Source organism: Rhizobium sp. BK251, from assembly GCF_004345245.1.
Classification (GTDB): domain Bacteria; phylum Pseudomonadota; class Alphaproteobacteria; order Rhizobiales; family Rhizobiaceae; genus Rhizobium.
The window spans coordinates 256861-277538 of sequence record NZ_SLUQ01000002.1 but is presented as its reverse complement, the minus strand read 5'-3'; the positions used below and the strand labels follow the sequence as shown (position 1 = coordinate 277538).

16 protein-coding genes are annotated in these 20678 nt (G+C 62.0%); 12 read left to right on the top strand and 4 right to left on the bottom strand.

Annotation, left to right across the window (positions count from 1 at the left end; genetic code table 11):
• Positions 1-3 precede the first annotated feature (3 nt).
• The gene (locus EV286_RS05235; protein ID WP_132955962.1) at positions 4-753 is read left to right on the top strand and encodes a pyridoxamine 5'-phosphate oxidase family protein; all 750 of its coding nucleotides are present in this window, start codon (positions 4-6) and stop codon (positions 751-753) included.
• Positions 754-867: 114 nt separating this feature from the next.
• Positions 868-1185: a metalloregulator ArsR/SmtB family transcription factor gene (locus EV286_RS05230; RefSeq protein WP_132955961.1), complete on the top strand. Its 318-nt coding sequence runs from the start codon at positions 868-870 to the stop codon at positions 1183-1185.
• A 217-nt stretch (positions 1186-1402) separates the two neighbouring features.
• On the opposite strand, the gene EV286_RS05225 is transcribed toward EV286_RS05230, so the two are convergent.
• Positions 1403-3376, bottom strand: coding sequence for a PhoX family phosphatase (locus EV286_RS05225; protein ID WP_132955960.1), 1974 nt, complete (start codon positions 3374-3376; stop codon positions 1403-1405).
• A gap of 314 nt (positions 3377-3690) precedes the next feature.
• On the opposite strand from EV286_RS05225, the gene EV286_RS05220 reads away from it, so the two are divergent.
• The 3 genes from EV286_RS05220 to EV286_RS05210 all read left to right on the top strand — a co-directional run bounded on the left by EV286_RS05220 (position 3691) and on the right by EV286_RS05210 (position 7410).
• Positions 3691-5019 carry an aspartate aminotransferase family protein gene (locus tag EV286_RS05220; RefSeq protein ID WP_132955959.1) on the top strand — a complete coding sequence of 443 codons (1329 nt, stop codon included), beginning with the start codon at positions 3691-3693 and terminating at the stop codon, positions 5017-5019.
• A gap of 143 nt (positions 5020-5162) precedes the next feature.
• On the top strand, positions 5163-6224 hold the full coding sequence (locus EV286_RS05215) for an alpha/beta fold hydrolase (RefSeq protein ID WP_132955958.1): 1062 nt from the start codon (positions 5163-5165) through the stop codon (positions 6222-6224).
• Between the two features lie 157 nt (positions 6225-6381).
• A complete protein-coding gene (locus EV286_RS05210) occupies positions 6382-7410 on the top strand; it encodes a CorA family divalent cation transporter (protein WP_132955957.1) in 1029 nt (342 codons plus the stop codon).
• A gap of 17 nt (positions 7411-7427) precedes the next feature.
• Here the strand turns inward: EV286_RS05210 and EV286_RS05205 are convergent, their stop codons facing one another.
• Positions 7428-8642 carry an alpha/beta fold hydrolase gene (locus EV286_RS05205; protein ID WP_132955956.1) on the bottom strand — a complete coding sequence of 405 codons (1215 nt, stop codon included), beginning with the start codon at positions 8640-8642 and terminating at the stop codon, positions 7428-7430.
• Positions 8643-9053: 411 nt separating this feature from the next.
• Here EV286_RS05205 and EV286_RS05200 point away from each other — a divergent pair, with 411 nt between their 5' ends.
• The gene (locus EV286_RS05200; RefSeq protein ID WP_132955955.1) at positions 9054-10157 is read left to right on the top strand and encodes a branched-chain amino acid ABC transporter substrate-binding protein; all 1104 of its coding nucleotides are present in this window, start codon (positions 9054-9056) and stop codon (positions 10155-10157) included.
• A gap of 115 nt (positions 10158-10272) precedes the next feature.
• Here the strand turns inward: EV286_RS05200 and EV286_RS05195 are convergent, their stop codons facing one another.
• On the bottom strand, positions 10273-10461 hold the full coding sequence (locus EV286_RS05195; RefSeq protein WP_132955954.1) for a hypothetical protein: 189 nt from the start codon (positions 10459-10461) through the stop codon (positions 10273-10275).
• A 2-nt stretch (positions 10462-10463) separates the two neighbouring features.
• Here EV286_RS05195 and EV286_RS05190 point away from each other — a divergent pair, with 2 nt between their 5' ends.
• From EV286_RS05190 to EV286_RS05180, 3 genes are all read left to right on the top strand, one after another.
• Positions 10464-12185, top strand: coding sequence for an ABC transporter ATP-binding protein (locus EV286_RS05190; protein WP_132955953.1), 1722 nt, complete (start codon positions 10464-10466; stop codon positions 12183-12185).
• 141 nt (positions 12186-12326) lie between these two features.
• A complete protein-coding gene (gene ade / locus EV286_RS05185; RefSeq protein WP_132955952.1) occupies positions 12327-14024 on the top strand; it encodes an adenine deaminase in 1698 nt (565 codons plus the stop codon).
• 13 nt (positions 14025-14037) lie between these two features.
• Positions 14038-15252 (top strand): TIGR03862 family flavoprotein, encoded by a 1215-nt coding sequence (locus EV286_RS05180; RefSeq protein ID WP_132955951.1) that lies wholly within the window; start codon positions 14038-14040, stop codon positions 15250-15252.
• 16 nt (positions 15253-15268) lie between these two features.
• On the opposite strand, the gene EV286_RS05175 is transcribed toward EV286_RS05180, so the two are convergent.
• Positions 15269-16924, bottom strand: a complete 1656-nt coding sequence (locus EV286_RS05175; protein WP_132955950.1) for an alpha-glucosidase family protein — start codon at positions 16922-16924, stop codon at positions 15269-15271.
• Between the two features lie 287 nt (positions 16925-17211).
• Here EV286_RS05175 and EV286_RS05170 point away from each other — a divergent pair, with 287 nt between their 5' ends.
• The 3 genes from EV286_RS05170 to EV286_RS05160 are packed head-to-tail and all read left to right on the top strand — an operon-like array spanning position 17212 to position 20678.
• Positions 17212-18792, top strand: coding sequence for a peptide ABC transporter substrate-binding protein (locus EV286_RS05170; protein WP_132955949.1), 1581 nt, complete (start codon positions 17212-17214; stop codon positions 18790-18792).
• Positions 18793-18840: 48 nt separating this feature from the next.
• Positions 18841-19764, top strand: a complete 924-nt coding sequence (locus tag EV286_RS05165; protein WP_132955948.1) for an ABC transporter permease subunit — start codon at positions 18841-18843, stop codon at positions 19762-19764.
• Positions 19761-20678, top strand: a complete 918-nt coding sequence (locus EV286_RS05160) for an ABC transporter permease subunit (protein ID WP_132955947.1) — start codon at positions 19761-19763, stop codon at positions 20676-20678. The genes EV286_RS05165 and EV286_RS05160 overlap by 4 nt, the downstream gene beginning before the upstream one ends.

Here is a 20678-nt window from a genome sequence, read left to right as displayed (position 1 = left end):
CGAATGAAGGATCAGGCCTCGGTTCTGCGGGAAACGGATGACGAGGCCCGCAGGCAGGCCCGCGTGTTGTTGCGTTCGGCCCGCTATGGCGCGCTGGCGGTGCTCGATCCGGAAACGGGTTTCCCCTCGGCGAGCCGCGTTCTCCTCGGAACCGATATCGATGCAGTGCCCGTCATCCTGGTTTCCGGGCTGTCGGCCCACACCCGGGCGCTCACCGCCGATCCACGATCATCGCTGCTCGTCGGCGAGCCCGGAAAGGGCGACCCCCTCGCCTATCCGCGCCTCTCCGTGCAATGCCTTGCCGAGAGGATCGATCGGCAGGCGTCGCACCACGCCCATCTCCGGACGCGTTTTCTCGACCGGCACGCCAAAGCGAAGCTCTATGTCGACTTCCCCGATTTCTGCTTTTTCCGGCTGGTTCCACAGTCGGCCGGCCTCAATGGCGGCTTCGCGAGAGCCTATGTCCTGCCGGGTTCGGACCTGGCGATTCGAGCGCCCCTCGCCGAGGCGTTCGCACGGCAGGCTTCAAAAGCAGTGCGAGAATTAGTAGGATTGCATCCCGGCATAGCAGACGATTTGGCTGCTAAAATAAGCGGCAGATCGGAAGCCGGCTGGCGAGTATGTGGCCTTGATCCTGCGGGTTTGGACCTCGTTTCGGGGGATAACCTCCTCCGTTTCGAATTTGACGACCCCCTCCCCGAAGAGGCGCATATAATTTCACACATATCTAAAATAGCATACTCAATACCTTAAATTTAGGTATATACAATCTTTGGCCACTCTTGTTAGGTTTTAGGATCAGTTACATTCCCCGACTGATGACCTGTGCCCGGTACTGACGTACGATCCGCATTAGGAATTAAAAAAATGAAAGCAACAGAATTGTCCGACCACTCCGCCGTGGCGGCCGCCCTCTTGTCTGCAATGGCAAATCCCAAGCGACTCATGATTCTCTGCAGCCTTGTAAAGGGCGAAGTTCCGGTTGGCGTCCTCGCCAATCAGGTGGGTCTCAGCCAGTCGGCCCTCTCCCAGCACCTTTCCAAGTTGCGCGCTCAAAAGCTGGTCAAGACCCGCCGTGACGCTCAGACGATCTACTATTCCAGTTCGTCCGAGTCCGTCATCAAGGTTCTTGCAACCTTGGAAGACATTTATTGCGAGCCGGAGAGAAGCAAGACGGCTGCGTAAATGATAGCGCTGACATAACGTCATCGTAGAAAACCGTTCCACGCCCGGGATGACCCCAGAGCGTGGGATTAAGCAGGTTTTTATCACCAGATGCATATTGTCTTGGCCGGCAAATCCTCGATTTGCCGGCTTTTCCTATGCATGCTGACAGGCTGTCTCCGACTGCTGACGGCAAGAGTGTCTGGCGGCGGAAGGAACTTCCACCGCCAGCACCAACTCAGCTTCCGACGACGCCATTGGCCGAACGGCTGAGAACGACGAGCGAAGGGCGCGCCGGCATTCCCGGCTTGAAATCCGGCCAGTTCGTGCCCGCATCCTCCATCGACGTCGCATCCTCATTGTCGGCCATCCGCAGTTCGCCCGGATGCTGTACCGACATGAAGACGCTGGAGCCGTCCGGCGTAAACGTCGGCGAACAGGTCTCCGAGCCGACCGGCGCGATGTAGATGAGCTTCGGCAGCGCCCGACCCGGCCCTTCCGTATCCATCACATAGACCGAGTCCGCGATGCCCTCCGGCGGCGGGCCGTCGGTCGTGACCCAGAGGCGGCCGCTAGGGTCGACGGCGAGATTGTCCGGATCGGTGAACCAGCCCGACGACGTCGTGGCCGGGTGGAACATCGCTTGGTCTTCCGGCTTGGCCGGATCGCCGCAGAGGATGAAGACGTCCCACTTGAAGCTCTCGGCCGCATAATCCGGCTTCTCCGGACCGCCTGGCGCGGCAAGCTCCAGCAGATGCCCGTGCGGATTGGGGCCACGCGGATTAGCAACGTTGACCTGCTCCTTCTCGTCGTCTCCCTCGCCCGTCGGCAGGCGATCCTCGTTTTCGGTCATGGCGACATAGAGCTTGCCGGTGCCGAGATGCGGGATAAAGCCTTCCGGGCCGTCCATCGGTGTTGCGCCAACGAGGTCGGCGGCAGCGCGCGTCGCCAGAACGACGTCGGCCTGCGTCTTGAAGCCGGCTTCCGCCGTCAGCGGGCCCTCGCCGGCGATGAGCGGAATCCAATGCAGCGTTCCATCGCTGTCGAAGCGCGCGACCGAAAGCGTTCCGTTGTCGAGCAGGTCCTTGTTGGCGGCGCGGTCGTTGGGGTTCCACGGATCGCGGGTCACGAAGCGATAGATATATTCGAAGTCGTCGTCGTCACCCATGAAGACCACCACGCGACCGTCGGGCGCGCCGCAACACTGGGCGCCCTCGTGCGTCATGCGGCCGAGCGACGTGCGCTTCACCGGCCTGGCCGTCGGATCGAACGGGTCGATCTCGACCACCCAGTCAAAGCGCATCCATTCGTTCGGCTCTTCCTCGAACTTGAAGCGCGGCTCCACGCGGCTCACCGAATAGATGTCGTTCTCGTCCTCGTCCCAGCCCTGGCGTTCGACGAGCTCCTGGTTCGGCAGCGTCTTGTAGTCTCCCGCGAAGACGTCCATTGCGCCTTCCTCGCCCGAGAGCATCGTGCCCCACGGCGTGATGCCGCCGTTGCAGTTGGAGATCGTCCCGAAGACGATCGTGCCGGTCGGATCGGCCCTGGTCTTGAGACGGTCGTCGCCCGCGGCCGGACCGGAAATGCCGATTTCGGTGCTCATGTGGATGCGACGGTTGTACTTGCCGTCCTTGACGATCTCCCACTTGCCGTCGGTCTTCTTGACTTCGAAGACCGAAACGCCGAGCGCAGCCATGATGGCGCGGATCTGGTCGTCCGCCAGCTTCTCGCGATAGTCCTCGTCCGTCAGTCCCGGGAACATCAGGAAGGGCGTTGCATATTCGTGGCTGACGACCATCAGGCCGCGATCCGAGGTCTTCTCGCCCCAAGGCAACGGCAGGAACTGCGTGAAATCGTTGTTGTAGCCGAACTGGCGTTCGGCGGCCTTGCCGGTCAGTGTCGCGGCGTCGAATTCGGGACTGTCGGGAAAGAGCGCGTCGCCCCAACGTGCCAGGATCTGCCGTTCATAGCCTTCCGGCCAATGGTCGGCCGTGTCCCGCACGCGCTTGAGTTCCGGAAAGGTGAGCGTGGAATCCTCGGCTCGTGCCTGTTCCGGGCCGAGCGCCGGCGCGAGGGCTGCAGCGCCCAGCGTGGCGAGGAAGCCCTTGAGGACGGTGCGGCGGCGCACTCCCTCCTCGAGAATGGCGCCATAGCTTGGCGCGAATGCATGGCGTGGCGTAGGCCGCGCCCTGGTCTTCTGGCGGTCCGACATCGTTACCTCCGGGGTCGAAATGCGTTGAATGACAGGAGAATGATTTATCCTGATCTTGGGCCAATGGCCGCCCATTGCCCTAGCAATGACAAGCGAAGGATTGATGACGCAGCCAGGGCGCCTTCCCCTTGCATCGCGCGATCTGCGCCTGGTTCCGGCCCCGCAGGGAAAAAGGGGCGACAAAACGCGTCGTGAACTGTCTCGTCGATGTCTTGACGCCTCCCGGCGCGCTGATAGTTTGACCAGACAGTAAAAAAATCCGGCACAACACTGCCGGAATCGACGGGAACCGACGAAATGAATGGGAGACTGCAATGTCCAACCGCTTGAACGCAACGCCGAATGACCTCAGGGCCTTCTGGATGCCCTTTACCGCGAACCGCCAGTTCAAGAAGGAGCCGCGCCTCTTCGTCGGCGCCAAGGACATGTACTATACGACCCATGACGGCCGTCAGGTGCTGGACGGAACGGCCGGTCTCTGGTGCGTGAACGCCGGTCACTGCCGGCCGAAGATCACCGAGGCGATCCGCGAACAGGCAGGCGAACTCGACTATGCACCGGCCTTCCAGCTCGCCCATCCGAAGGCTTTCGAACTTGCAAACCGACTCGTCGACATCGCGCCCGAGGGCCTCGACCACGTCCTTTACACCAATTCCGGCTCCGAATCGGTCGAAACCGCGCTGAAGGTCGCGCTCGCCTATCATCGCGTGAAGGGCAACGGCTCGCGCTTTCGCCTGATCGGCCGCGAGCGCGGCTATCACGGCGTCAATTTCGGTGGCATCTCCGTTGGCGGCATCGTCTCCAACCGCAAGATGTTCGGCACGCTGCTGACAGGCGTCGACCACATGCCGCACACGCATCAGCCCGGCAAGAACGCTTTTACCCGCGGCGAGCCGGAACATGGCGGCGATATCGCTTCCGAATTGGAGCGCATCGTCACGCTGCACGACGCTTCGACCATCGCCGCAGTGATCGTCGAGCCCGTCGCCGGCTCGACGGGCGTTCTGATCCCGCCGAAGGGCTACCTGCAGAAGCTGCGCGAGATCTGCACGAAGCACGGCATCCTGCTGATCTTCGACGAAGTCATCACCGGCTTCGGCCGTCTGGGCGCCCCCTTCGCTGCTCAATACTTCGACGTCAAGCCGGACATGATTGTCACCGCCAAGGGCCTGACGAACGGCGTCATCCCGATGGGCGCGGTGTTCGTGACCTCTGAGATCCATGACGCCTTCATGACCGGTCCCGAGCACATGATCGAGTTCTTCCACGGCTACACCTATTCGGGCAATCCGATGGCGTGCGCCGCCGCCCTCGCCACGCTCGACACCTACAAGGAAGAAGGCCTGCTGACGCGAGCCGCAGAACTTGCCGGCTACTGGGCCGACGGACTGCATTCGCTGAGAGACTGCCCGAACGTCATCGACATCAGAAACACCGGCCTGATCGGCGCGGTCGAACTCGATCCGATCGCCGGCGAGCCAACGAAGCGCGCCTTCACCGCCTTCCTGAAGGCCTACGAGAAGGGCCTCCTGATCCGCACCACGGGCGACATCATCGCGCTCTCGCCGCCGCTCATCATCGAGAAGCGCCAGATCGACGAACTGTTCGGCAAGCTCCGCGAAGTGCTGCAGAACAACATCTGAGTTCGATCATCCTATTTGGGATATCGGGGCGAGGCGCTGGCCTCGCCCTTTTTCGTTGCCGCGATGGCGACCTTGATCGCGTTATCGGTCTCAGAACTCCGTGATGTCTGGCAGGAAGGGAATGCCATCCCACGGAGATCATCATGCTGAGACCTACTCTCGCCCTCCTCCTGCTTTTCATCTCGTTCGCGCCCTCTGCCTATGCCAAGACCGGCTTCCGCGAAATCAACGTGCCCGAGAAGGAAGGTGACCGCCCGATGCACGTCAGCATCTGGTATCCGACCGCATCGGACATCAATCCGGTTCTGCTTGGAGAGACGCCGGCCTTCATCGGCCAGCCGGTCATCAAGGATGCCGCGCCCGTTGCAGGCCCGCATCCGCTGGTGGTTATTTCCCACGGCTACGGCGGCAGTTGGCGCAATCTCTCCTGGCTCGCGGCCGACCTAGTGAGCAGGGGCTACGTCGTTGCCGCACCCGACCACCCGGGCACCACCACCTTCGACATGCTCAAGCCCGATACCGTGGCGCTGTGGAATCGTCCGGGCGATCTCAGCCGTACCATCGACGCTCTCATCGCCCAGCCCGACTTGACCGGCGGCATCGCAGCCGGCCGCATCGCAGCCATCGGCCATTCGCTCGGCGGCTGGACCGTCGTCGAACTGGCAGGGGGCCGGTTCGATACGGTGGCGGTGACGGAAAATTGCATGGCCGACTTCGGCCCCCTCTACTGCAAGATCTTCGAGGCATTGGGCATCGGTCGCGATGCCGCCAACGCGGCAGCCCTCGGCGCCGATCTCAGCGATTCCCGCATCAGGGCCGTCATCACGCTCGATCTCGGTCCCGGCCGCGGCTTCACGCCTGAAAGCCTCGCCGCCGTCCAAATTCCGATGATGGTGCTGGCGGCAGCCGAAGACGTGGACAAGGACAGCGCCGAAAAGGCCAACATCGCCGCCACCAACAAGGACTCCGCCTATCTCGCAAGTCATCTGCCAGCCGCCACGACCGTCTATATCCCCGTTCCGGGAACCCTGCACTTCAGCTTCATGCAGCTCTGCAAGCCGGGTGCGGCAGGACTGATCGAAGAGGAGGCACCCGGTGAAAGCATCGTCTGCCGCGACGGTAGCGGAGGCAATCGCGACACGATCCACGGACAGGTCGCGGACATGATCGGCGAGTTCCTCGATAAAACGCTCGTGTCGCATTAGCATCTGTTTCGGAACCGGGCGCGGCAGGCTGCGCGACGTGCTCGTCGCCCGCGGGCGCCTCAGGTGAAATTCCTTCGGCAAAGCGCAGTTTGCTGATATCATTGCGGTATTGAGGCGCTCGGCAGGTGGCAGGGGGTGCGCCTCGGGAGTGCCCGAGATGCTGGAGCAAGTAAAGCAGACACTGACCTACGGCGACGAACCGGGCCTGCGGTTTGCCCTGTTGCTCGATGGACGCGGCGGTTGCTCGAAACTCAACATGGACCGCATGTGCGACTGGAAGCCGGAAGATGGTATCGTCTGGTTTCACTTCGAGCGCGACCATCCCGCGACCGCCGAATGGGTGACGAAAAAGGGCGGCTTCGATCCCCTGGTTGCAGAAGCGCTGCTGGCGGAAGATTCCCGGCCGCGCGTCGAGCCTGTCGGCGATGCCTTGCTGATCATCCTCAGGGGTGTTTGCGCGGCACCTCCGGAGGAAGAGGAAAACCCTTCCGAGGACATCGATCTCGTACCGCTACACGCCTGGGTCGATGAACGGCGTCTCGTCACGTTTCGTGACAGCGGCCACTACATAACGGCCCTGCGGGATATTCGCCTCGCGCTCGAGAAGGGAAACGGGCCGAAGCAGACGGGAGAACTGCTCGCTCTCGTCAGTGACAAGCTCGTCCGCGATCTCGAGCCGGTCCTCGACGAGATGGACGAGGAAGTGGATGAACTGGACGAAATGATCTTTCAAGGGGACGCCGGCGAGGTTCGCCAGCGCCTGAAGCTCTTGCGCAGGCGGTCGGTCCAACTTCGCCGCTATCTCGCACCTCAGCGCGATGCGCTCAACCGGATCGAGCATGACGATGCGTCCTGGCTCTCCGAGCGCGACAAGCTGCGTTTTCGGGAGGTGATCGACAAGCTGATGCGGTTCATCGAATATCTCGACTCCATTCGCGACCGCACGGCAATCCTGCATGACGACCTCTCGACGGTCATCAGCGAGCGGATTGCCCGCAACTCCAATCGCCTTTCGGCGCTCGCCGCGTTGCTCCTTCCGCCAAGCCTTGTCGCGGGGCTATTCGGAATGAATGTCGGTGGCATCCCCGGTGTAAACGATACCTGGGCCTTCGTAGTCATCGTCGCCCTCGTGTCCATCACTTCGGCGGTGACGCTCGTCATTCTCAAACGAATAAACTGGCTTTGAGCAGCGGTCACCGGTGCTCAGCCAACTCCCAGAGTCGCATCGAGCCAATCCAGTGCGCGCCGGTTCAGCAGCGACCGATTTCCCATTTCGCAGTGATCTCCCGCTCCCTCGGCGGTCGCGAAGCGAAGCAGGGTCTTCGGGCAGCGAAGCCTGTCGAAGAAGGTCAAAGCCTCCTCTGACAGCGGATCGCTCTCCGCCTGCGTGACCAGCGTCAGGCAGGTCATGGTCTCGATCCGATCCTCCATCGTGAACTGTTCGGCGGATCGCAGGTAGTCGCGCAAGTTGTCGACACCATGAACCCAGTAGCCGCGCTGAACGAACGTCCAGTACAGCTTGCGGTTCGAGGAGACCACCTCCATCATCCGGTCCAGAACCTGCTGGTCCAGATCGCTCGGGCGGCTCCCGACTGCGGCGGTGATGCCCAGCCTGGCGAGAAACCCTCCGAAGGAAGTGGCGATGCCCATCCTGCCGGGATCGGCAATGCAGGCGGCAAGCCGCGGTTCACCCGACGCTGCCCGCGGCGCAAGATAGCCGCCAAGGCTCCCGCCGCTGAGTGCGATCCGCGACGCATCAACCCCAGGAAGCCCGAGCGCGAAATCGACGACGGCCTTCACCACCGTCTCCCAGTCAGGTCTGAGATGTATCCCCCGCTCGTAGAGCATCGCCCCCTGGCCCGGACCGTCGAACATCAGGCAATGGTAGCCGCGACGCGACGCCGCCGCGGCGGAAGCGAAATACATGTCCGTGATCGTTGCATCATATCCGTTCGTCAGGATCAGCAGGGGACGGACACGATCCGCAGCCCCGCTGGCCGGGATGAAGTAGGCGGGCATGGGCGTGCCCTCGAACGGAATCTTCAGCGCTCGCACCGGCGGGTCGAAAAGGGCGAAGCCCTTGTCCAGCACGTCGGTCTGCTTGCGGAAGGCCGCGAGCAGGCGCGGATCGACCGGAAAGCCGTAGAGCGGATGATAGGACGCCGAATAGAAGGTGCTGGCACGCAGATAGAGTTCGCGCGCACTCACCAGCCGTCCGGTCCGCTCACACTCGGCAGCCTCCGCGGCCAGCCTGTCGCCGGCGGAGACCCACGCATTGTGGAAGGCGCCGTCGTCGCCATCGCCGACCGCCCGGGCCACGGCAAGAATTTCGCCGAAGTCAGCGCCGCCATACGGAATATAGGCAAGTGGCCAGCTTCCAAATTCGTTATGCAGTTCGTCTTCGAAGAGAGATGCCACCGCTGTTCCTCCAGCCCGCATCGACAATATTTCGCAATTCTAATAATTGCGTGACGGCGACCCTCCTTGCAACCCGCAGAGCAAGACCGCCAGCCGATTGCGGCTGGCGCCGTGGCCTCCCATTTTCGCGATAGTGCCGAGACGGCAAGAAACGCCGCAAAACTCGACAATCCAGGGTCCGATCGACCGATCTCGACAAAAATCGCGGTCCGTTTGTTATCTTCTTGCGGAATCCCGGCAAAATTCCTAGAAATCTTGCCACACGCCTTTCGAGCCAAACATGGCCGCAAGGTGCGTTGATTGTGCCGCCGGCGATCGTCCTTGGCATGGCCCGATGGGGTCTTGAGCGATCCAGAATGGCCGGCGCGTCACCCAACTTGGGCCGCATGGCCCAACCCAAGGAGAAAGAAAATGACTCTTAAGACTTTGACGGCGACCCTCGTCGCCTCGATTGCGTTCGCGCCACTGGCACATGCCGATATCGTCATCGGCCTGATTTCGCCGCTGACTGGCCCCGTCGCCGCCTATGGCGACCAGGTAAAGAACGGCGCGCAAACCGCCGTCGACGAGATCAACAAGAACGGCGGCATCCTCGGCGAGAAGGTCGTGCTCAAGCTTGCTGACGATGCAGGCGAACCGAAGCAGGGTGTCTCCGCCGCAAACCAGATTGTCGGCGAAGGCATCCACTTCGTCGTCGGCCCGGTTACATCGGGCGTCGCCATCCCGGTTTCCGACGTATTGGCCGAAAACGGCGTGCTGATGGTTACCCCGACGGCAACTGCGCCGGACCTCACCAAGCGCGGCCTCACCAACGTGCTGCGTACCTGCGGACGCGACGACCAGCAGGCCGAAGTCGCCGCCAAGTATGTTCTTGCGAACCTCAAGGACAAGCGCGTCGCGATCGTCAACGACAAGGGCGCCTACGGCAAGGGCCTGGCCGATGCCTTCAAGGCGACCCTGAATGCCGGCGGCGTCAACGAAGTCATCGATGATGCGATCACACCCGGCGACAAGGATTTCAGTGCCCTCACCACCCGCATGAAGGCAGAGAAGGTCGACCTCCTCTATTTCGGCGGCTATCACCCGGAAGGCGGCCTGCTCGCGCGCCAGCTGCATGACCTTTCCGTCAACGCCCAGATCATCGGCGGCGACGGCCTCTCCAACTCCGAGTTCTGGACGATCGGCACCGATGCAGCCGGCGGCACGCTCTTCACCAATGCGTCTGACGCGACGAAGAGCCCGGATTCCAAGGCCGCCGCTGATGCGCTCGCCGCCAAGAACATCCCGGCCGAGGCCTTCACCCTCAACGCCTATGCCGCCGTCGAAGTGCTGAAGGCTGGCATCGAAAAGGCCGGCAGCGCCGAGGATGCCGAAGCGGTCGCCGCCGCGCTGAAGGGCGGCGAAGCGATCCCGACCGCGATAGGCAAGCTCACCTACGGCGAAACCGGCGACCTGACCTCGCAGAGCTTCTCGCTCTACAAGTGGGACGCCGGCAAGATCGTCGCCGCCGAGTAAGCAAGGCGAACCACAGTGCTACTTACCACCGGGTGCCCAAAAGGCACCCGGCTCTGCTCGAGGCATCCGTTTTGCAGCGGTTGCGCTCTTCGAGCCCGAAAACCACCCAGGGATTTCAGATTTCTGCAATCGGCATGGTGACATCGCCGGCTCGCCGCACTATAACGGCGTCGCGAAACATGAAGAGGGTTCGAACGATGAGAAATTTCGGCACATCACAACGCTGACCGGCGGTGCCGAATGCGGGCTGCCTGATCAGTCCGTCTTCATCGAATGATCGACCTTTTCCGCCCTTGGAGGGCATTCATGTTACGCCGCTTTTTCTCCTATTACGCGCGCTACAAGACGTTGTTCGCCCTCGATTTCGGCTGCGCCGTTCTCGCCGGCCTGCTTGAGCTTGGCTTTCCGCTTGCTGTCAAGCTCTTCGTCGACGACCTCCTGCCGAGCCGCAACCTGTCTCTGATCGCGCTGACTGTCGCCTTGCTGCTCGCTGTCTATGCCCTCAACACAGGCCTGATGGCGATCGTCAACTACTGGGGCCATGCGCTTGGAATCTCGATTGAATCCGACATGCGGCGCCAGGCCTTCGACCATATCCAGAAGCTGTCGTTCCGCTATTTCGACAACACCAAGACGGGCCATCTGATCGCCCACGTCACCAAGGACCTCGAGGAAGTGGGCGAGGTCGCCCATCACGGCCCCGAGGACGTCTTCATCGCCATCATGACCTTCATCGGGGCCTTCATCCTGATGTTCACGGTGCACTGGAAGCTCGCCCTGCTGACAACAATCATCGTGCCTTTCCTGACGTGGCTCGTCAGCCGCTACGGCGCCAGGATGACGCTTAACTGGCGCAGCCTCTTTGCCAAGGTGGGCGACTTCAACACGCGCATTCAAGAAAGCGTCGGTGGCATTCGCGTCGTGAAGGCCTTCGCCAACGAGGACTATGAAAGCCAGCTTTTCGCCCGCAACAACGAGAGCTACAAGGCAACCAAGCTCAACGCCTATGCCTATATGACGGCGAGCATGACGCTCAGCTATCTCAGCACGCGGCTGGTGCAGCTCCTCATCATGATTGCGGGTACCTGGTTCGTGATGACGGGCGAACTGACCTATGGCGGCTTCGTCAGCTTCCTGCTCCTCGTCAACGTCTTCTTCCACCCGATCGACAAGATCACCTCTGTTCTGGAGATGTATCCGAAGGGCTTTGCCGGCTTCCGCCGCTTCCTCGATCTGATCGACACCCAGCCCGATCTCGCCGATCGACCGGGCGCACTTGCGGTCCGGCACCTCAGGGGCGACATCGTCTATCGTGACGTCAGCTTTGCCTATTCCGAGCAAGGCAGCATCTTCGAACACCTGGATCTCTCGATCGCCGCCGGCGAGACCGTCGCCTTTGTCGGTCCGTCCGGCACGGGCAAGACAACGGTGTGCTCGCTGCTGCCGCGTTTCTATGACGTCACCTCGGGGGCTATCACCATCGACGGCATCGACATTCGCGACATGACGCAGTCCTCGCTGCGCAGCCAGATCGGCATCGTCCAGCAGGACGTCTTCCTGTTCGGTTCGACGATCCGCGAGAACATCGCCTACGGGCGGCTCGGTGCCACCGACGAGGAAATCATCGAGGCGCTGCGTCGCTCCGCCCTCGACGATTTCATACTGTCGCTGCCGCAGGGCCTCGACACGCCGATCGGTGAGAGGGGCGTCAAGCTCTCGGGCGGCCAGAAGCAGCGCCTCGCCATTGCGCGCATCTTCCTGAAGAACCCGCCGATCCTGATCCTCGATGAAGCGACATCGGCGCTCGATTCCGCAACGGAGGTTGCGATCCAGCAATCGCTCGCCGAACTCGCGCGCGGCCGCACGACGCTTGTCGTCGCCCATCGCCTGGCAACGATCCGCAACGCCGACCGCATCGTGGTGATGGGGCCTGATGGCATCGTCGAAGAGGGCACGCATTCGGCGCTTCTGGCTTCGCGCGGTGCCTATGCGCGCCTTTACGAAGCACAGTTCGGGGCCGTGGCTTGATCCGATCGAGAACTGGAGGGACGGAGGCAGATGCCTCCGTCCCTCCAGACTTGAAACGCCGGCGCGACCACCCCAAAAGCTCGCGCATTCCCCTGCCAGCGATACGGCGGTAGACTTCCCCAGGATTCGCGAGGGAAAAGAATGACAACCAAACTCGAACGGATGATCGACCAGGGCACCGGCCGCGAGCCAGCCGACATCGTGCTGAAGGGCGGCCGCTTCTTCGATCTAGTCACCGGGGAGCTGGTCGAATCGGACATCGCCATCTGCGCGGATCGCATTGTCGGCACCGGCGAAACCTACCAGGGAAAGGTGGAGATCGACATATCCGGCAAGGTCGTCGTGCCGGGCTTCATCGATACCCACCTCCATATCGAATCCTCGCTTGTGACGCCGCTGGAATTCGACCGCTGCGTTCTACCCTACGGCGTGACGACGGTGATCTGCGATCCGCACGAAATTGCCAACGTGCTCGGCGACGAAGGGATCCGCTACTTTCTCGACTGCGCGGCAGAAACGATCATGGATATCCGCATCCAGCTGTCATCCTGCGTGCCGGCGACCCATCTGGAAACGTCCGGCGCAGACCTGCCGATCGAAAAGCTCCTGCCCTTTCGCGACCATCCGAAGGTGATCGGGCTTGCCGAGTTCATGAATTTCCCGGGCGTCGTCCACAAGGACCCGGTCTGCATGGCGAAGCTGGAGGCCTTCCAGGGCGGGCATATCGACGGACACGCGCCGCTGCTCTCCGGCTACGACCTGAACGGCTATCTCTCGGCCGGCATCCGAACCGAGCACGAATCCACGACCGCCGCCGAAGCGCTCGAAAAGATCCGCAAGGGCATGCACATCCTCGTGCGCGAGGGTTCCGTCTCGAAGGATCTCCACGCGCTGATGCCGATCATCACGCAGCGGCTCTCGCCCTTCATCGCCCTCTGCACCGACGACCGCAACCCGCTCGATATCGCCGAACAGGGCCACCTCGATCATATGATCCGTACCGCGATCGCCCATGGCGTGGAGCCTCTCGCGATCTACCGCGCGGCCTCCATCTCTGCGGCGCGCGCCTTCGGACTTCGCGATCGCGGCCTCGTGGCGCCCGGCTGGCGCGCCGATCTTGTGGTACTGGACAGTCTCGAAGGTTGCCGGGCGGAGAAGGTCTTTGCCGCGGGCCAGCTTGTCACCGACGCATTGTTCGCAAAGAGAAAGCAAGTTGCCCCGGTGGGCCTCAACAGTGTCAAGGCACGCGCGGTCAGTGCGGCCGATTTCGGCGTCCCGGTCACCGAAGGCGAAACACCGGTCATCGGCGTGGTACCCGGCAAGATCATCACGCAGCACCTGCGCTATCGCCTGCCGGCCAGGGGCAATCAGACGACCGTCGATCTCGGAAACGACATCATCAAGGTTGCCGTCATCGAGCGCCACGGCAAGAACGGCAATCACGCCAACGGTTTCGTCCGGGGCTTCGGGCTCAAGAAGGGTGCCATCGCCTCCACCGTCGGCCATGACAGCCACAACATCTGCGTCGTCGGCGTCAGCGAGGATGACATGGCGCTTGCCGCCAACCGGCTCGGTGAGATCGGCGGCGGCTTCGTCGTCGTCGAGGACGGGAGGATCACAGGCGAAATTCCGCTTCCGATTGCCGGCCTGATCAGCCTTGAACCTTATGAAGTGGTGCGCGATACGCTTCATCATCTGCGCAAGGCCGCCTATGCGCTCGGCACGACACTGGAAGAGCCGTTCCTGCAGGTCGCATTCCTGCCCCTGCCCGTCATCCCGCATCTGAAGATCTCCGACAAGGGCATGGTCGACGTGGATGCCTTCACGCTGATCAGCTGACGGGTCCCGCGCAATGAAAGAGGTTGCAATCATCGGCGGCGGTCCCGCGGGCCTCATGGCAGCGGAGGTTCTTTCGCTCACCGGACATTCGGTCACCGTCTATGAGGCGATGCCCACTGTCGCCCGCAAGTTCCTGCTGGCCGGCAAGTCCGGGCTCAACATCACCCATGCCGAGGACTATGCAGTCTTTGCAACGCGCTTCGGCGCCGCCTCGCCGCGGCTGCGTGCGGCACTCGACGCTTTCACGCCAACCGACGTGCGCAATTGGGCCGATGACCTCGGCGCCGAGACATTCACCGGCTCTTCGGGTCGTGTCTTCCCAAAGGCAATGAAGGCGTCGCCGCTCCTGCGCGCATGGCTGAAGCGGCTGGAGGCACGGGGCGTGCGCATCCTCACCCGTCATCACTGGTCGGGCTTCGCCGGCGACGGCTATGCGATCGAGACCCCAACCGGGCAAAGGATCATCCGCCCCGACGCCGCCTTGCTGGCGCTCGGCGGTGCGAGCTGGCCCCGGCTCGGATCGGACGGGGGATGGATCCCTCTGCTCCGGGAGAGAGGTGTTGCGGTCGAGGATTTCAAACCCGCCAATTGTGGCTTCGACGTCGAATGGAGCGACTTCTTCGTGGAGCGCTTCGCGGGCGAGCCGGTGAAGTCGGTCGTCGCGACCTCCGATGACGGCTCCTCCCAAGGTGAATTCGTCGTCACGCGAAACGGCATAGAGGGCAGCCTCGTCTACGCCCATGCGGCAAGCCTGCGTGACCGGCTGGATGCGGAGGGAAAGGCAGCACTCACGCTCGATCTCGCGCCCGGCCGCACCGAGACACGCCTTGCCCGCGATCTTGCGCGGCAGGATGCGAAGGCAAGCTTTTCCGGCCGCCTGCGCAAGGGCGCCGGCCTCGACGGGGTCAAGGCGGCGCTGGTGCGCGAACTTGGCGGGCAAGCCGACCGGACAAATCCGGAGCGCCTCGCGGCCACGATCAAGTCCCTACCCGTGCCTTTGCTTCGTCCGCGCCCCATTGCCGAAGCCATCTCTTCGGCGGGCGGCATCCGTTGGGAGGCCGTGGATGAGGCCCTCATGCTGAGCGCACTGCCGGGTCTGTTCGTCGCGGGCGAAATGCTCGATTGGGAGGCGCCGACCGGCGGCTACCTTCTCACCGCCTGCTTCGCGATGGGCCGCGCCGCCGCGCGAGGCATCGACGCCTGGCTGACGCGACCCGCAAATACCTGACGCCACGGCCCGGATATCATAGCCGCGCGCAGAACGCGTCCAGTGCATCGAGCGAAATGCCGGAGGTTGCCTGCGCCGGCACGAAACCCGGTATCGACAGGATCTCCTTGACGGCGATCCCCTTTGGCAGTGCCACCTTTACCGGCACACGCGTCAGATTGAAGACAAACAGGAGCGTCTCGCCGCCCTTGTGCCGGGTGAAGGCAAGCACGTCCTTACCCGTCTCCACGAAGGTCAGGTCGCCATCGAGAAGCGAGGAATGCTGCCTGCGGAAGGAAAGCGTGCGCCGGTAATGGTGCAGGACGGAGTTGTCGTCCGCCTCCTGAACGTCGACCGAAAGCGCCGCCTGCTCGTAGGGAACCGGCAGCCAGCTCTTTTCCGCCGAGGTGAAGCCGGCATGAACCTTGGCCGCCTCCCAGGGCATGGGGGTACGGCAACCGTCGCGGCCTTTGAAGGCCGGCCAGAAGCGGATGCCGTAGGGATCGCGGAGGTCCTCGAAGGCCAGTTCCGCCTCCGGCAGACCGAGTTCCTCCCCCTGGTAGAGGCAGATCGAGCCGCGAAGGCTCGCGAGCACCGAGATGGCAAGCTTTGCAATCCGCGGGCGCTCCTCTTCCGTCAACGCGAACCTGCTCACATGCCGCATCACGTCATGATTGGAGAAGGCCCAGCAGACCCAGCCGTCTGTGACGGCCTCCTGGAAGGCGCTGACGCAACGGCGAATGTGCTTTGCAGAAAACTCAGGTCCGAGAAAGTCGAAGGTATAGCACATGTTGAGCTTGTCACCGCCGCTCGTATAGGCGGCCACAGTCTTCAGCGATCGCGCGCCATCACCGACCTCGCCCACGGTTGCCCGTCCCCCGTATCGATCAAGAAGAGCCCGGAACCTTTTGAGGAAGCTGATGTTTTCCGGCTGCGTCTTGTCATAGAGGTGGTGCTGCATCCCGTAGGGGTTGGTCTCCGGCGCATCGAGGCCGGCAATGTCCTCGTCGGGGATCGCCGGCGGATTGTCCCGCAGGAGCTTGTCGCAGAAATAATAGTTCACCGTGTCGAGGCGAAAACCGTCCACGCCCCTTTCCAGCCAGAACTTGACCGCATCCAGCACCGCGTCCTGGACCTCAGGATTGTGGAAGTTCAGGTCAGGCTGCGAGGTCAGGAAGTTGTGCTGGTAGTATTGCCGGCGCACGCCGTCCCATTCCCAGCCCGGGCCGCCGAAGATCGACAGCCAGTTGTTCGGCGCCGTGCCGTCAGGCTTGGGATTGGCCCATACATACCAGTCCGCCTTCGGGTTGACCCGGCTCGAGCGGCTCTCGACGAACCACGGATGCCGGTCGGCCGTGTGCGAGATCACCTGGTCGATGATGACCTTGAGGCCCAGGCGGTGCGCCTCGGACATCATCTCGTCGAAGTCGGCGAGCGTGCCGAAGATCGGGTCGACATCGCAATAGTCGGATACGTCATAGCCCATGTCGGCCATCGGCGACGTGAAGAAGGGCGCGAGCCATATGGCATCGACGCCGAGCGAGGCGATGTAGCCCAGATGGCGGGTGATCCCCTTGAGGTCGCCGAGCCCGTCGCCGTTCGTATCCTGGAAGGAGCGCGGATAGACCTGATAGATCACCGCGCCACGCCACCAGCCATCGACTGCACCCGACTTTTCGTTTTCCACAGCCATCTGGCCCGACCTCGCGCAAATAAGTGTTGCGTGAACACTAAATGCCGAAACGGAAAAGACAATCCGCGATACGCGAAACCTTCGGCGATTGTCGCCGCGGGCCATGACGCAAAGAGACGCGGGGGCGGCGCTTATAAAGCCAGTACAGCCTGTGATCCATAGCCAGCTTTAGGGGTTGCAAGGCTAAATCTTTGCGATAATGTGCGCGCTGGCCTGCATATAGCCAGGCCAAACCGGGAACAAATGTCCAAAAAACAAGGCAAAAAGCCTAGAAAGGTGGACCCACCATGAACCATTTCACGAAAAAATTTCTAGCGTCAGCGATGCTTGGCACGTTGCTGGCCTTTTCGGCGCACGCGGCCACAATCAATATTCACAATGGCGGCGATACAACGTCGCTTGACCCGCAGAAAATCTCCGGCGACTGGGAAGACCGCATCGCCGGCGACATCTTCGAAGGCCTCGTAACCGAAGACGCCAAGGCCGATCCGATCCCCGGCCAGGCAGAAAGCTGGACCATCTCGGACGACGGCCTCGTCTACACCTTCAAGCTGCGCGACGGCATCAAGTGGTCAGACGGCCACCCTGTAACGGCCGGCGATTTCGTCTTCGCCTTCCAGCGTCTCCTCGATCCGAAGAACGCCGCCGATTACGCCTACCTCCAGTTCACGATCAAGAACGCCGAGAAGATCAACAAGGGCGAGATCACCGATCTCAACCAGCTGGGCGTCAAGGCGATCGACGACAAGACGCTCGAAATCACGCTCGAGAATCCGACCCCCTACTTCATCAACGCGCTGACGCACTACACGGCCTATCCGCTGCCGAAGCACGTCATCGACGCCAAGGGTGCTGACTGGGTCAAGATCGGCAACATCGTCACCAACGGTCCGTACAAGCCAGTCGAATGGGTCCCCGGCTCGCACGTCACGACCGCCAAGAACGATCAGTGGTACGGCGCCAAGGATCTGAAGATCGACGGTGCGAAGTTCTTCACGCTCGAAGACCAGGAAGCCGCGCTGAAGCGCTACCGCGCCGGCGAGTTCGACGTCCTGACGGACTTCCCGAAGGATCAGTACGAGTGGATCAAGACAAACCTGCCGGGTCAGGCGCACGTCGTGCCGTTCCTTGGCACCTACTATTATGTCGTCAACTCCACCAAGCCGCCCTTCAACGACAAGCGCGTCCGCCAGGCGCTCTCCATGGCAGTCAACCGCGAAGTCATCGGTCCGAGCATTCTCGGTACCGGCGAGCTTCCGTCCTACTCCTGGGTTCCGCCGGGCACGGCGAACTACGGCGAGCCGGCTTATGCCACCTGGAAGGACCTGCCGTACAATGAGAAGGTCGCAGAAGCCAAGAAGCTGCTTACTGAAGCCGGCTTCGGCCCTGACCATCCGCTGAAGGCACAGCTGCGCTACAACACCAACGACAACCACAAGCGCATCGCGGTCGCGATTGCCTCCATGTGGAAGCCACTCGGAGTTGAAGTCGAACTGTACAACACCGAGACCAAGGTCCACTATGACGAAATGCAGCGTGGCCAGGTCGAGATCGGCCGTGCTGGATGGCTTGCAGACTATGACGATCCGGACAACTTCCTGAGCCTGCTCGTTACCGGCGTTCCGAACAACTACGGTCGTTGGAGCAATGCGGAATACGACAAGCTCATCAAGGAAGGCAACAACACGAGGGACCTGAAGGCTCGCGCCGAACTCCTGAAGAAGGCAGAGCAGATCGCCCTCGACGAAAGCGCAGCTATCCCGATCTACTACTACGTCTCCGAAAACATCGTCTCTCCGAAGGTTCAGGGCTTCGAAGACAACGTTACGGACAAGCACCGCACACGCTGGCTGTCCTTCAAGGAATAAGGCCCAACGGCTCTTCCCGGCCCTGCCGGGAAGAGCTGGCTCAAGATCATGATCAATTACGCACTCCGTCGATTGCTGTCGACAATCCCCGTCTTGTGGATTGCCGTAACAGTGTGCTTTTTTGTTTTGCGCCTTGCCCCCGGCGGCCCCTTCGATGGCGAAAGGCCATTGCCGCCGGCCATCATGAAGAACCTCGCAGCCCACTACAACCTCGACAAGCCGCTCGTCGAGCAGTACGTCATCTATGTCGGCGACCTGCTGAAAGGCGACCTTGGTCCCTCATTCGCCAGTGAGGACTTCACGGTCACGCAGCAGATCATGATCGGGCTGCCCTATACCTTCACGATCGGCTCTGCGGCCTTCGTGCTTGCGATCATCGTCGGCGTGGCAGCAGGCTGTCTTGGGGCGCTTTACCAGAACAAGGCGCCGGATTATTGGCTTGGCACCATCGTGCTCGTGGGAGTCGTGCTCCCGAACTTTCTCATCGCCCCCATCCTGCAACTCATCTTCGGCATCCATCTCGGGTGGCTGCCCGTCGGCGGTTGGGGTAACGGCTCCATCAAGTATCTCATCCTGCCGGTCATTGTTCTGGCGCTGCCGCATGCCGGGCGCATCTCGCGCATCACCCGCGGTTCGATGATCGAGGTCATGAATCAGAACTTCATACGCACGGCCAAGGCCAAGGGCATCGGCGCGCGGCTGACGGTCATGCGCCATGCGTTGAAACCCGCCATGATGCCGGTCGTCTCCTATCTTGGTCCGGCAGCAAGTTACCTTCTCACCGGCTCGCTCGTCGTCGAGAGCATCTTCGGATTGCCCGGCATCGGCCGCTATTTCATCAACGCAGCGCTGAACCGCGACTACGGCATGGTTCTCGGCACGGTCATCTTCTACATGGTGCTGATCGTCTTCCTGAACCTTCTCGTCGACATCGCCTATGCGTGGCTCGATCCGAAAGTGAGAAACAGATGATCCTCAACCCTGCAAAGAGAGAACTGCTCGCCGCAGAGCTGCTGGAGGCCGAAGGCCTTGCGCCGGAAGGACGCTCGCTGACCAAGGACGCGCTCCGCCGTCTTTCGCGCAACAAGGCTGCCGTCATCTCCATAGTCGTGTTGGCGCTCCTCATCCTCGTCGCCTTCATCGGCCCCTGGTTCATTCCCTTCGGCTATGAGGATCCGGACTGGGCCGCCTTCCGCGTGCCGCCGTCCATCGAGAGCGGCCACTATTTCGGCACAGATCCAAACGGCCGTGACCTGCTGGCTCGAGTGCTCTACGGCACCCGCGTCTCGCTCGCCGTGGCAGTGACCGCAACCCTTGTCTCCGTCGTCATCGGCGTGCTCTACGGCGCGATCTCCGGCTATATGGGCGGCAAGGTGGACGCGGTCATGATGCGTTTCGTCGACATCATGTATGCCCTGCCCTACATCCTTTTCGTCATCCTGCTGATGGTGATCTTCGGGCGCAACGTCTACCTGCTCTTCGCCGCGATCGGCGCGCTCGAATGGCTGACCATGGCCCGCATCGTGCGCGGCCAGACGCTGTCCATCAAGCAGCGCGAATTCATCGAGGCAGCCCGCGCGTCCGGCCAAAAGCCGTTCAAGATCATCATCAAGCACGTCATTCCGAACCTCGTCGGCCCGGTCGTGATCTTCGCGGCGCTGACCGTTCCCGAGATCATCGCCACGGAGAGCTTCCTTTCCTATCTCGGTTTCGGCGTTCAGGAACCGCTGACCTCGCTCGGCACGCTGATCGCGGAAGGAACCAACGCGATGGAAAGCATGCCGTGGCTGCTGGTCTTCCCGGCAATCTTCCTCGTCGCACTGCTGCTCGGCCTGCTCTTCATCGGCGACGGCCTGCGCGACGCGTTCGACCCGAAGGATCGCTGA